The 13,841-nt window shown below is 46.3% G+C and carries 12 protein-coding genes; 10 read left to right on the plus strand and 2 right to left on the minus strand.

The genetic code is table 11. The features are described 5' to 3' along the window. The first annotated feature begins 44 nt into the window (after positions 1-44). From speB to RCG22_RS16340, 4 genes are all read left to right on the plus strand, one after another. Positions 45-917 carry an agmatinase gene (gene speB, locus RCG22_RS16325; RefSeq protein WP_098260206.1) on the plus strand — a complete coding sequence of 291 codons (873 nt, stop codon included), beginning with the start codon at positions 45-47 and terminating at the stop codon, positions 915-917. Positions 918-1,321: 404 nt separating this feature from the next. Next, the gene (locus tag RCG22_RS16330) at positions 1,322-1,726 is read left to right on the plus strand and encodes a YwiB family protein (RefSeq protein ID WP_308103789.1); all 405 of its coding nucleotides are present in this window, start codon (positions 1,322-1,324) and stop codon (positions 1,724-1,726) included. Then, positions 1,713-3,383: an arginine--tRNA ligase gene (gene argS / locus RCG22_RS16335; RefSeq protein WP_308103790.1), complete on the plus strand. Its 1,671-nt coding sequence runs from the start codon at positions 1,713-1,715 to the stop codon at positions 3,381-3,383. The genes RCG22_RS16330 and argS overlap by 14 nt, the downstream gene beginning before the upstream one ends. Positions 3,384-3,516: 133 nt before the next feature. Continuing rightward, positions 3,517-3,705: an H-type small acid-soluble spore protein gene (locus tag RCG22_RS16340; protein ID WP_374049370.1), complete on the plus strand. Its 189-nt coding sequence runs from the start codon at positions 3,517-3,519 to the stop codon at positions 3,703-3,705. A gap of 58 nt (positions 3,706-3,763) precedes the next feature. Here RCG22_RS16340 and uvsE read toward each other — a convergent pair whose 3' ends face one another. Both uvsE and cls read right to left on the minus strand, forming a co-directional pair. Then, complete coding sequence (gene uvsE, locus RCG22_RS16345; protein WP_308103791.1) at positions 3,764-4,720, minus strand: UV DNA damage repair endonuclease UvsE; 957 nt, start codon at positions 4,718-4,720, stop codon at positions 3,764-3,766. A gap of 15 nt (positions 4,721-4,735) precedes the next feature. Next, a complete protein-coding gene (gene cls / locus RCG22_RS16350; protein WP_308103792.1) occupies positions 4,736-5,938 on the minus strand; it encodes a cardiolipin synthase in 1,203 nt (400 codons plus the stop codon). Between the two features lie 174 nt (positions 5,939-6,112). On the opposite strand from cls, the gene RCG22_RS16355 reads away from it, so the two are divergent. The 6 genes from RCG22_RS16355 (at position 6,113) to RCG22_RS16380 (ending at position 13,810) form a co-directional block, all read left to right on the plus strand. Then, entirely contained in the window at positions 6,113-8,215 is a 2,103-nt protein-coding gene (locus tag RCG22_RS16355) for a heterodisulfide reductase-related iron-sulfur binding cluster (RefSeq protein WP_308103793.1), read from the plus strand. A gap of 249 nt (positions 8,216-8,464) precedes the next feature. Beyond that, a complete protein-coding gene (locus RCG22_RS16360) occupies positions 8,465-9,652 on the plus strand; it encodes an acetyl-CoA C-acetyltransferase (RefSeq protein ID WP_308103794.1) in 1,188 nt (395 codons plus the stop codon). A gap of 251 nt (positions 9,653-9,903) precedes the next feature. Next, a complete protein-coding gene (locus RCG22_RS16365) occupies positions 9,904-10,755 on the plus strand; it encodes a 3-hydroxybutyryl-CoA dehydrogenase (protein WP_308103795.1) in 852 nt (283 codons plus the stop codon). 76 nt (positions 10,756-10,831) lie between these two features. Continuing rightward, a complete protein-coding gene (locus tag RCG22_RS16370; RefSeq protein ID WP_308103796.1) occupies positions 10,832-11,962 on the plus strand; it encodes an acyl-CoA dehydrogenase in 1,131 nt (376 codons plus the stop codon). 54 nt (positions 11,963-12,016) lie between these two features. Continuing rightward, entirely contained in the window at positions 12,017-13,156 is a 1,140-nt protein-coding gene (locus RCG22_RS16375) for an acyl-CoA dehydrogenase (RefSeq protein WP_098260199.1), read from the plus strand. Between the two features lie 15 nt (positions 13,157-13,171). Beyond that, positions 13,172-13,810 carry a TetR/AcrR family transcriptional regulator gene (locus RCG22_RS16380; protein ID WP_308107184.1) on the plus strand — a complete coding sequence of 213 codons (639 nt, stop codon included), beginning with the start codon at positions 13,172-13,174 and terminating at the stop codon, positions 13,808-13,810. Positions 13,811-13,841 lie beyond the last annotated feature (31 nt).

The raw sequence follows: 13,841 nt of genomic DNA on the forward strand, positions 1-13,841 counted from the left end.
TTAAATACTCAAAGAGTCAATAAATAGAAAGTGGGGATATATAGATGCGTTTTGATGAGGCGTATGCAGGGAATGTGTTTATTAAGAGTCATTCGAATTTTGAGGAGAGTCAGGTTGTCCTGTACGGGATGCCGATGGATTGGACGGTTAGTTTTCGTCCGGGGTCACGGTTTGGTCCGGCCCGTATCCGCGAGGTATCGGTTGGTTTAGAAGAGTACAGTGCCTATCTTGACCGTGAGCTTGAGGATATTAAGTATTATGATGCCGGCGATATTCCGCTTCCGTTCGGTAATCCGCAGAAGAGCATCGACATCATTGAAGACTTTGTCGATCAAGTCCTTGCTGCTGGCAAGTTCCCGCTTGGTATGGGTGGCGAGCATCTTGTCTCGTGGCCAGTGATGAAGGCTATGTATAAAAAGTATCCGGATTTAGCGATTATTCATTTTGACGCCCATACGGATTTGCGTGAGGAATATGAAGGCGAGCCGCTATCGCACTCGACTCCAATCCGCAAAATTGCGGAACATATTGGGCCGAGCAATGTCTATTCGTTTGGAATCCGTTCGGGAATGAAGGAAGAATTTGAGTGGGCGAAGCAAAATGGGATGCATATCTCGAAGTTTGAGGTGCTTGAGCCGTTAAAGGAAATCCTCCCGACGCTTGCTGGACGTCCGGTCTATGTGACGATTGATATCGATGTCCTCGACCCAGCGCACGCTCCTGGCACAGGAACGGTAGATTGCGGCGGTATCACCTCGAAAGAGCTGCTTGCATCCATCCATGCGATTGCTCGTTCTGAAGTAAACGTGGTCGGCGGCGACCTGGTTGAGGTTGCGCCAATTTATGATCCTTCCGAGCAAACCGCTAACACCGCTAGCAAGCTAATCCGTGAAATGCTGCTTGGCTGGGTGAAATAAATTCGGTGCCTGACACCATCGATGTGGCTGGGTGAAATAAATTTCGGTGCCTGACACTTTTGTCGTCAGGCATTTTTTGATTTGTGCCCCGGCAATGTTTATAATAGAAAAAGTATGCATTAGCGCAGTTACGTCAATGATTAGGACTAGAACAATTCCGAAGAATTATACTGAGTTCCTTTTTAAAAAGGGTTCTTTTCGTAAACTTTGTTGCTTTTGGAGTATTATAAGCGTCCTATACTAGTTTCAGGGCAATTTTCGCAATTGTTTTTACGAAAAGATGCCACGATACATTAAGTAATACGGGTTGATGAACGTTTACGAAAAACAACAATCTATGCGAAAATAGCCTTAAAAAAGAAAATAGGGAAGTGCCATTAGGTTTGTCTATGACTGAAATTCCGATGAAAATTAATGTGAAGACGACGATTCATCAGCAGGGTGGCAAGGAAGTCTATGAGCTGGCAGTGTTTGGCCGCTTTCTTGAAAAGGATGGGGCTTCGTTTCTTAAGTATGAAGAGGTACAAGATGAGGGCAATATACGGACAATTGTGAAGGTGTCAGGCGATGAGGCGTTGATCTTGCGTGGTGGTGCAGTTAAGATGCGCTTGCCATTTCGGTTGCATAAGAAGCTTCGCGGCAGCTATGAGATGCCATTTGGAACCTTTGAAATCATCACGCTGGCCAAACGGATTGATCATTCTGATGGCCTGATTGACATCCTTTACGATTTTACGATGCAGGGCAAGCCTGCCGGTACATACCATTTGGAAATTACCTTTCAGGAGGATAAAAATGAACATAGTTGAACAAGTACAAAGTAAGTTAAAAGAAGAGATCCATGCGGCGGTGCTGAAGGCGGGGCTGGCCTCGGAGGAGCAGATTCCCGTTGTGATTCTTGAGACGCCGAAGGAGAAGGCGTTTGGTGATTACTCGACGAATATGGCGATGCAGCTGGCTCGTGTTGCGAAGAAGGCGCCAAAGGTAATTGCGGAGGCGTTGATTGCAAATATCGACCGGACGAAGGCTTCAATTGAAAAGATTGAGCTTGCAGGGCCGGGATTTATCAATTTTTATATGAATAATAGTTATTTAACCGAGCTGATTCCGACTGTTCTTACAGCGGGCGATCGGTACGGCGAGACGCAAGTAGGCGGCGGCCAAAAGGTTCAGGTCGAGTTTGTATCGGCCAATCCAACAGGGGACTTGCACCTTGGACATGCCCGCGGTGCGGCGGTCGGTGATTCACTTTGCAATATCTTGGCAAAAGCAGGCTACGATGTATCAAGAGAATACTATATTAATGACGCGGGTAATCAGATTAATAATCTCGCCTTGTCAGTCGAGGCACGCTATTTCCAGGCACTTGGTTTGGAAAAAGACATGCCGGAGGGCGGTTACCATGGGACGGATATTATCGGGATCGGTAAGACGCTAGCGGAGGAATATGGCGACAAGTATGTACATGTAACTGAAGACGAACGCCAAGAATTTTTCCGTGAATACGGTTTGAAATATGAAATGGCGAAGTTGAAGCAGGACCTGGAGGATTTCAGGGTTGGCTTTGATGTCTGGTACTCGGAGACCTCACTTTATAAAAATGGAAAAATTGATGAGGCACTTGAGGCGCTGCGTGCCAGCGGTTATGTATATGAGGAAGACGGCGCGACGTGGCTCCGTTCGACCGATTTTGGCGATGACAAGGACCGGGTGCTAATTAAGCAGGACGGTTCGTATACGTATTTGACGCCGGATATTGCTTACCATAAAGACAAGCTCGCCCGCGGCTTTGAGAAGCTGATCAATATTTGGGGAGCGGATCATCATGGCTATATCCCGCGGATGAAGGCGGCAATTCAGGCGCTCGGGTATGACCGCGAGGCGCTTGAGGTCGAGATTATTCAGCTTGTGCATCTGTATAAAAATGGCGAGAAGATGAAGATGAGTAAGCGGACTGGAAAGGCCGTGACGATGCGTGATTTGGTTGATGAGGTCGGCCTCGATGCGACGCGTTACTTCTTTGCGATGCGCAGCTCAGATACGCATATGGATTTTGATTTGGACTTAGCGGTATCGGAGTCGAACGAAAATCCGGTTTATTATGCTCATTATGCCCATGCGCGGATTTCCAGTATCCTGCGTTCGGGTGAGGAGCAGGGTGTTCGTGTCGATGCAGATGCGGATTATTCCTTGGTGTCGTCAGAAAAGGATATGGATTTATTGAAGAAGATTGGCGAGTTCCCGGCAGCCGTAGGGGAGGCCGCACTGAAGCGCGTCCCGCACCGGATTACGAACTATATCGTAGAATTGGCGTCGACGTTCCATAGTTTCTATAATGCCGAAAAGGTGCTCGACCTTGCTAATGTCGAGCGCACGAAGGCCCGCCTTGGGTTGGTGCGGTCAGTGCAGATTACACTTCGTAATGCGCTTGCGTTGATTGGGGTTTCGGCTCCTGAAAAAATGTAAATAATGATATGAGCGGCTCCCTTACTTGGTTAAGGGGGCTTTTTCATATGGATAAATTCCTATGCTTTTCCATATATATGAATAGTACTGAATAAAAGGCAAATACTAGTAGGGAACTTTGACTGAGGAGTGGATGAAACAAATGAATGTGGGAAGAGCGAAGGAAATCGTAGACTCTGCTGAAATGTTTTATGTGACCTATGAGGGAACGCCGGTAATTATTCAACATGTTGATGAATCGGCACAAATGGCGCGAATATACTCAAGAACAGAACCTGACAATGAGCGTGAGGTTCCAGTGCTAAATTTAATTGAAGAATAGAAAAGAGTCTTCGAGGTGATTCGAAGACTCTTTTCTATATCGTCAGGCGATACGCCAGTTATTTAACATCAACTGCACCGCCGCTCATGCGCTTAAATCCACGAATTCGGCTTAAATCTTCGATTAATTTTAATGCAGCTTGGTCCTTTGCTTTAGCCTCAATCATGAAATCAATATCGGCCCCGATTTCGCGGAGCATCTTCAAAAACGGCAGGATAAACTCCGGGTCGACAAAATCCGCGTGCGAGCGAAATTCCTTCTCATTTTTGGGGGAGGAAATATGAACCTTTGGGATGTGGCGGGCATGGTTCCATGTCTGAAAAATCCGCGGCAGCAATTCCTCCAGCCTCGTTTCGCACAGATTAGCCATATGGTGATGATAGTCGAAAACAAACGGAATCGATTCCTTTTCACAGGCCGCTAAGGTTTCTTCTGCATTGTAGGTTTTATCATCATTTTCCAGCGTCATCACGTGTTTAATCTCAGCGGGCAGCTTGGTCAAGTTTTGATGGAACCGGGGTAAGGTTTGCTGTTTATCACCGTAGGCACCGCCGATATGGATATTAATCAGACCCTCCCCCTCGAGCCCCATCGCTTCAAACATTCGATAATGGTAGCTCATGTCGATGACGGCATTATCCGTAATTTTCGTTTGCGGTGAGGTAAACAAAGTAAATTGATTCGGATGAAAGCTGACCCGCAAATTTTTCCGTTTCACCAGTTCACCAAGTTCTTGCCATTCAGTGCGAAACGGAGTAACAAAGTCCCAATTCACTTCCGGATGGGTCGCGAGCGGGACAATCGAACTGGACATCCGGTACAATTCAAGTTGATGAGCAATATTGTAGTACAGCATCCGGAGCGTGTGATCCAGATTTTGCTTCGTCACCTGAAGCAGTTTTTCCGCCCGTTCCTCGGGGCTTAACTGTTGATATCGGGTAAACGTCAACGACTTAGCGGGAGAAGCATCCCATAAACTAATCGCATGCGACACATAACCAAACCGAATCTTCATAAACAAACTCCTTACTTATAAAAAATAAGAAACAATAGCAGCGATGAATTCTTTGATGGAGCGGACTGGGTTCAGTTTGTTCAGTTCAGCTAAGGTTAGGCGTTCGGAGTCATTAATGTCCTTTTTTAGAACATCGACCAAGCGCTGAATAAAGGCTGGGTCATAAATATAGCAATTGATTTCCTTGTTTAAAAACATACTTCGTTTATCAAAATTGGCGGTGCCGATGTCACAGATTTTGTCATCAATGACGAGCGTTTTTGCATGATAAAAGCCCTTTTTATATTGATAAACCGTTGCCCCGGCTCGAAGTAGTTTCCGTAAATAACGGAACGAAGCCTCTTGGACCAGCATATGGTCAGCAGTAAACGGGACAATGATGGAAAGCTGCACCCCGCGCTTTAGGGCCGCAAGTAACTCCGCTAGAATTTGATTACTTGGAATAAAGTATGGAGACCCGATGATCATTGAGTGGTTCGCTTGCCCGATCAGGCTCAGATAGTTTTGCTCCAGATGGTGGGCTTCCGTTGGCATAAATTGATGGCGGACCGCTCCACCTTCTAGGGCCGGAAAATAGGTCGAATCCGATTGAAGATTCCCCCCTGCATACTCAGACCAATCGATCAGAAACTCACTTTGCAAAAAATTGACGCTCGGGCCGGTGATTTTTAAATGGTAATCCCGCCAGATCCCCAAGGAAGGTTCCTCATCAATATATTCCTTACCGACGTTGAAGCCGCCAAGATAGCCAATTTCACCGTCGATAATCGAGATCTTCCTATGATTTCGAACCTGTGAAGAATAAAAAAGGTAGGGGAGTTTAATGGTATTGCTGAAAGCAAAATGAACGCCCGCCGCCCGCAAGTCCTTAACGGCTGCCTTCTTCACTTTCCAGCTGCCAAGGCGGTCAATAAGAAGTCGAACTTCCACACCGTTCCGGGCCTTTTCTTTTAAAATAGAGAGAAACTCCTGACTTACGCAATCGTCTTTGACAATATAAAAGAGGACATGAATATGCTTTTCGGCGTTCCTTAGTTCATGGAAGTAGTCGGCGAATAACTTTTTTCCGTGCGTGAAAATATCAAAGTTACCATGAATGATGGCTGTTTCATTTCTACTGACAATGGAAAGATGCTTCTTTTTACCTAATTGAAAATCTAAGACTAGCCATAAAAGGATGAGAATTAAAAGTACACTCGAAACGAATGCAAAAGTCATCAGAAATCTTTCCTCCATTCAGTTTTTTTAGTTTTTCCGAAAGGGGTCATTTCTATAAGTTGGACAAACTTTTAAAAAATCATTTGACTGAATGCTCATTCATCATATAATAGAGTTAAGTGTAGATTCTGAAAATTAATTATTTTCTAGAAGTTAATAGAAAGGAGCATTTGTATGAATGGGTTATTATGGGTCAACTTAATTGCGTTTCTTGTTGTAACCGCTTACGCAATTAGTTTGTTTGTCTATGTAGTGAAAACGCGGATTGAATTTATTAAACTCGGGAAAAAGGTCGAGTTTGATAACAATGTCAAAGAGCGCCTCCAAAAAATTTGGGTCAATGTGTTTGGCCAAAAGAAACTGCTCAAGGATAAAAAAAGCGGGGCCATGCATGTCATGTTCTTCTACGGCTTTATCCTCGTCCAATTTGGCGCGATTGATTTTATTATCAAAGGGATTAAACCGGGGGCACACTTGCCACTTGGACTACTGTATGCAGGGTTCACGTTTTTCCAAGAGCTTGTCACACTGATGATCTTAGTGGCGGTTATTTGGGCTTTTTATCGCCGCTATGTGGAAAAATTAGTCCGTCTGAAGCGGAATTTTAAATCTGGTCTTGTCCTAATCTTTATCGGCGGTTTAATGCTTTCTGTGTTACTTGGCAACGGTATGTCGCTGATCTGGCACGGGGAAGAAACTGCCTGGACTGAACCGATTGCATCAGTCATTTCGCTGATTTTTTCAGGAATTGGTGAAACGGCCTCGATAGTAATTTTCTACATCGCTTGGTGGGCGCACCTTTTATTCCTGTTAACGTTCTTAGTGTATGTACCGCAGTCCAAGCATGCTCACTTGATTGCCGGACCGGCGAATGTTTATTTTAACCGGTTAGAAAAAGCAGGGAAATTGACAAAGGTTGATTTTGAGGATGAATCCCAAGAAACGTTTGGGGTTGGGAAAATAGAAGACTTCACGCAGCACCAAATGATTGATTTTTATGCCTGCGTGGAATGCGGCCGCTGTACCAATATGTGTCCGGCAACGGGAACAGGTAAAATGCTGTCACCCATGGACTTAATCGTGAAACTTCGTGACCACTTAACAAATCATGGCGCTGTGGTTACTTCGAAACAGCCGTGGGTGCCAACGCTTGCGTTTGCGAATACGAAGGGAAATCAACTGGCGCTTGCATCTGCAGGTCAAGGTGCACAGGAATCCGCTGCTGCTCTTGTCTACAGCCCAAGCTTGATTGGCGACGTCATTACCGAAGAAGAAATTTGGGCCTGTACGACGTGCCGAAATTGCGAAGATCAATGCCCGGTTATGAATGAACATGTGGATAAAATTATCGACCTGCGTCGTTATTTAGTGTTAACCGAAGGAAAATTGGACGCCGATGCGCAGCGGGCGATGACGAATATCGAACGCCAAGGCAATCCTTGGGGCTTGAACCGGAAAGAACGTGAAACTTGGCGCGAGGCCCGCGAGGATGTTCATGTTCCAACTGTAAAGGAAATGAACAAGGCGGGAGAAGAATTCGAATACCTCTTCTGGGTGGGCGCAATGGGCTCCTACGATAACCGCAGCCAAAAGATTGCTTTATCGTTTGCGAAGCTGCTGAACGAAGCAGGCGTGAAGTTTGCGATTCTTGGCAACAAAGAGAAAAACTCTGGCGATACACCAAGACGTCTCGGCAACGAATTCTTGTTCCAAGACTTGGCAACGAAAAATATTGAGGAATTTGAAAAGGCGGAGGTCAAGAAAATCGTCACGATTGACCCGCATGCCTATAATATTTTCAAAAATGAATACCCTGATTTCGGCTTAACTGATGTCGAAGTATTCCATCATACCGAGGTTCTTTTTGAACTGGTTCGTGATGGCAGGCTTGTACCAAAACACGCAGTCAATGAAACGATCACTTTCCACGATTCCTGTTACTTAGGCCGTTACAATGATGTTTATGATGCCCCGCGCGAGATTCTTAAGTCGATTCCAGGCGTGAAGCTGATTGAAATGGAGCGAAACAGGGAGAAAGCAATGTGCTGTGGCGCAGGCGGCGGCTTGATGTGGATGGAGGAAGAAACCGGCCACCGCATTAACGTAGCAAGAACGGAGCAGGCCCTTGCTGTCAATCCATCGGTGATCAGTTCCGGCTGTCCGTATTGCTTAACGATGCTCTCAGATGGCACGAAGGCAAAAGAGGTCGAAGAGAAGGTTTCCACCTACGATGTGGCGGAATTACTTGAGAAAGCAGTTTGTGGTGAAGTGGCTTAGTTTTTGATATGAAGCAGAGGTTGATTTGTCTACGTATTCATAAAATTTTAAAATTTCGTGTAAATCATTTCAACTTCTGCTCATTTTTATGTAGAATAGAATATATAGAGTAAAACGCTTACATTTATATTTATTAAAAAAAGCAGGTGCCTGCGTTTCTTTTTTGGTTTCTGCCCGAGCGAGCGTTCAGTCGTGGCTATTTTTTTACCATAGTTTGCCTGGAAATTATGAAAAAGGAGAGTGTCTTGAATGGGGAGAACAGTTATTTTAAGTGGAGTTAGAACGCCATTTGGAAAATTAGGAGGAGCATTAAGCAGCCTTACCGCTTCACAGCTAGGAGGAATTGCTGTCAAAGAAGCATTGGTCCGTGCAGAAGTGAAGCCTGGAGATGTTCAGGAAGTCATCCTAGGAACGGTTTTGCAAGGGGGACAGGGACAAATCCCCTCACGCCAAGCTTCCCAACATGCTGGACTGCCATGGGAAGTGAAAACGGAAACGATTAATAAGGTTTGTGCGTCTGGAATGCGCAGTGTCACCTTGGCCGACCAAATCATCCGCGCCGGCGATGAGGAAGTGATTGTCGCAGGCGGAATGGAATCGATGAGCAATGCCCCCTATATTCTCCCTAAAGCACGCTGGGGTTTCCGGATGGGCGATGCGCAGGTCAAAGATTTAATGATTCATGACGGTTTAACTTGCAGCTTTACTGGCGCTCACATGGGCACTTACGGCAATGTATCGGCTGCCAATATGGAAATTAGCCGCGGGGCACAGGACGAGTGGGCATTGCGAAGCCACAAGCTTGCTGTTGCGGCAATCGAGAGCGGGAAATTTGCTGAAGAAATCGTGGCTGTTGAGGTGCCGCAGCTAAGAGGAGCTGCCGTTGTTGTCGAGCATGATGAATCACCGCGGAAGGATACTTCTCTTGAACGGCTATCTAAATTAGCCCCAGTATTTAATTCAACAGGTACAATTACTGCCGGGAATGCCCCTGGGGTCAATGACGGTGCGGCCGCCCTCGTGTTAATGAGTGAGGAGCGCGCCCTTCGCGAAGGTCGTGTCGCTGAAGCGGTGATTGTTGGCCATGCGGCACTCGCTGTGGAAGCGAAGGATTTCCCAAAAACACCTGGACTTGTTATTAATGAGCTGTTAAGAAAAACAGGAAAAAGCTTGGCGGAAGTGGACTTATTTGAAATCAATGAAGCTTTTGCTACAGTGGCACTAGTGAGTGGGAAAATTGCCGGACTGGACCCAGAAAAGATCAATGTTAATGGCGGTGCTGTTGCCTTAGGTCATCCGATAGGTGCCAGCGGGGCACGGATTATCCTTACGTTAATGCACGAGTTAAAGCGTCGCGGCGGCGGAATTGGGATTGCAGCGATTTGTAGCGGTGGCGGGCAAGGGGATGCCGTGATGATTGAGGTTCCACGTCGATAATTAATAGTTTTCAAGTTTAAAAGACCACGAGGATTATCCATATATTGGCTAATTGTACAAAACACGTTGATTTTTGTACAAAACAATTAAAAAAATACACAAAACCTATTAAGAATTGAACAAAACTTGGTGAAATTTGCATAAAACATCTTTGAAATTCAACAAAAGTCATTTTTGAAAAATCGCCAAAGTAAAAAAATATAAAAAGGTCTAGGTCGGACTCGTTCCGACCTTGCTACGGAGGGGAAAAAATGAAGATTTCAAAGCTTATGGTCATCGGTGCCGGACAAATGGGCTCCGGGATAGCTCAAGTATGTGCCCAGGCCGGTTACAAGGTCATCTTAAATGATTTAAAGCCCGAATTTGTGGAACGCGGCTTTGCCGGAATCAATAAACTACTAACACGGAACGTTGACAAAGGACGCCTCACGGAAGTGCAAAAACAGGACATTCTCGGTAATATCACTACTTCCACCAACCTAAAGGATGCTAGTGATGTCGACCTCGTCATCGAAGCAGCCGTTGAAAATATGGAAATTAAAACAAACATCTTTGCCCAACTCGATGAAATTACCCCAGCTCATACAATTCTAGCAAGCAATACCTCATCACTGCCTATCACCGAAATTGCGGCGGCAACTAAGCGTCCGGAAAAAGTCATCGGTATGCATTTCATGAATCCCGTCCCAGTCATGAAGCTCGTCGAAATTATCCGCGGGCTTGCGACGGCTGACGAAGTGTACCAAGTCATTGAAGATATGACAAAAACCTTAAGCAAGGTACCCGTTGAAGTTAACGACTTCCCCGGTTTTGTTTCAAACCGGATTCTCATGCCAATGATCAACGAAGCGATTTATACGGTTTATGAGGGTGTAGCCACGAAGGAAGCAATCGACGAAGTGATGAAGCTCGGCATGAACCACCCAATGGGGCCGTTAACCTTGGCAGATTTTATCGGCTTAGATACTTGTCTTTATATTATGGAAACGCTTCACCAGGGCTTTGGCGACGATAAATACCGTCCGTGCCCGCTTCTTCGCAAATATGTAAAAGCAGGCTGGCTCGGTAAGAAAACAGGACGCGGCTTTTATACATACCAATAAACCTAGTTTCTTCGAAAAAGGGGTCGTGATGATGATGAGTACCACGATATTACATTCCTCCAAAGGGGAGACCACCATGAATCTGACATTCACCGAAGAGCAAGAAATGATGCGAAAAATGGTCCGCGATTTTGCCAACAACGAAATTGCGCCATTTATTGAAAACATGGAAAGAGGGGAATTCCCGCGGGAAATCCTCCGTAAAATGGGCGAACTTGGCCTGATGGGGATTCCCGTACCGGAAAAATACGGCGGGGCTGAAATGGACTTCACTTCTTATATTATTGCCATTAATGAGCTATCCAAGGTCAGTGCGACGGTTGGAGTGATTTTGTCTGTCCATACCTCGGTCTGCACGAATCCGATTGTCTATTTTGGCAACGAAGAACAGAAGAACAAGTATGTACCGAAGCTTGCGTCAGGGGAGTACCTCGGGGCGTTTTGCTTAACCGAGCCGAGCTCTGGTTCGGATGCGGCCAGTTTAAAGTCGCGCGCGGTTAAGAAAGGCGATCATTATGTCATCAACGGCTCGAAGGTGTTCATCACGAACGGCGGTGAGGCCGATGTTTATATTGTTTTTGCAAAAACGAATCCAGAACTGGGCAGCAAGGGGATTTCCGCGTTTATTGTTGAAAAAAATACCCCTGGTTTTATCGTGGGTAAGGATGAGAAGAAAATGGGCCTGCATGGATCGAGAACGGTTCAGCTCACCTTCGAAGATATGCATGTCCCAATAGAGAACCTGCTCGGTGGGGAAGGCGAAGGTTTTAAAATCGCGATGGCCAACCTTGATGTCGGCCGCATCGGGATCGCGACCCAAGCACTCGGGATCGCCGAGGCTGCGCTGTCCGCCGCAACCACGTATGCAATGGACCGTCAGCAATTTGGCAAACCTATCGCCCGCCAACAAGGAATTGGTTTTAAGCTTGCGGACATGGCGACCAGTGTAGAAGCTGCGAAACTGTTAGTCTATCGTGCTGCCTACCTTCGAACCCATGGTCTGAAATGTACGCTGGAGGCATCAATGGCGAAATTATTCGCGACCAAAACAGCAGTCGAGGTCACAACCGAAGCGATTCAAGTCTTCGGCGGCTACGGATACACGGAGGATTATCCAGTCGAGCGCTATTTCCGCGACGCCAAAATTACCGAAATTTATGAAGGTACCAGTGAAATTCAACGGATTGTGATCAGTAAGCATTTATAAAGAGGATTCTTTATCCGAAAACAGCCTTAAATATATCCACTAGGGGGACTTGAAATGAACTTTAAATTATCTGAAGAACATGAAATGATTCGGAAAATGGTTCGTGATTTTGCACGCAATGAGGTCGCACCGACCGCAGCCGAGCGGGATGAGGAAGAGCGCTTTGACCGCGAGATTTTTGACAAAATGGCGGAGCTTGGCTTAACTGGAATTCCGTGGCCGGAAGAATACGGCGGGATTGGCAGCGATTTTCTTGCTTACTGTATTGCCGTCGAGGAATTGTCCCGTGTGGACGCATCGACAGGTGTAATGCTGTCAGCCCACACTTCCTTAGCCGGCTGGCCGATTTACAAATTCGGAAATGAAGAACAAAAGCAAACCTATTTGCGCCCATTAGCAGAAGGAACGAAAATTGGTGCCTACGGCTTAACAGAGCCCGGCAGCGGTTCTGATGCCGGCGGGATGAGAACGACCGCTCGCTTAGAGGGTGATCACTACGTCCTGAACGGTTCGAAAATATTTATTACAAATGGCGGTGTGGCTGACATTTATGTCGTGTTTGCGCTAACCGATCCAACAAGTAAACAAAAGGGCACGACTGCTTTTATCGTCGAAAGCGACTTCCCAGGCTTCTCGGTTGGAAAAAAGGAAAAGAAACTCGGCATTCGTTCCTCGCCAACCACGGAAATTATTTTTGAAGATTGCAGGGTTCCTGTTGCAAACAGACTCGGCGCAGAAGGCGAAGGCTTTAAGGTGGCGATGATGACCCTTGACGGCGGCCGCAACGGCATCGCAGCCCAAGCGGTTGGAATTGCACAAGGTGCGCTTGACGCGGCGGCAGATTATGCGAAGGAACGCCACCAATTTGGCAAACCAATCCTAGCCAATCAAGGCATCGGCTTTAAGCTTGCCGATATGGCAACAGGGATTGAGGCGGCCAGATTATTAACCTATCAAGCGGCGTGGCTGGAGTCACAAGGTCTGCCGTACGGCAAAGAATCAGCAATGTCGAAGTTGTTTGCTGGCGATACAGCGATGAAGGTGACAACCGAAGCGGTTCAAGTCTTTGGCGGTTACGGCTATACGAAGGATTATCCAGTCGAGCGCTTTATGCGCGATGCAAAAATCACGCAAATCTACGAGGGCACGCAAGAAATTCAACGTCTTGTTATCTCACGGATGATCACGAAATAAGGCGGTTAGAGAATGATGAAAAGACGGGAAGTACTGGCTTCTGTAAAGGATGAACGCTTGATCCAGAAAAGGCGTGATCAAATGATCAAAGGGGCCGTCACCCTTTTTAAGGAAAAGGGATTCCACCGGACAACGACAAGGGAAATCGCTAAAGCGGCCGGTTTTAGCATCGGGACACTTTACGAATACATCCGCTCCAAGGAAGACGTCCTTTATCTCGTCTGTGACAGTATCTACGATCATGTTCGCGAACGCCTCGAGGAGGACCTTCAGCAGAACATCGGCACCCTTTCTAGTCTGAAGCTAGGGGTGGGACATTATTTCCGTGTCGTGGATGAGATGCAGGATGAAGTGCTTGTCATGTATCAGGAAGCTAAATCACTGACAAAGGACGCTCTTCCCTATGTTTTAAAAAAGGAATTTGAAATGGCGGCGATGTTTGAGAGTTTGATCGCCCGCTGTGTGGAAAATGGCGAGCTGCAGCTATCTGAAAAACAGATCGAATTGATTTCCCATAACATTATTGTTAAGGGACAAATGTGGGCCTTTCGGCGCTGGGCACTGCAAAAGTTATATACACTGGATGAATATATTGAACTGCAAACCGAGCAATTATTTCACGGCATTCAATCGACCAGCCAAGCAAGGTCGTAATGCTGGCTACCGTGAATGGAGTTCATTTTTA

The organism is Neobacillus nitrireducens, assembly GCF_030915405.1.
In the GTDB taxonomy this organism is placed as follows: domain Bacteria; phylum Bacillota; class Bacilli; order Bacillales; family Cytobacillaceae; genus Neobacillus.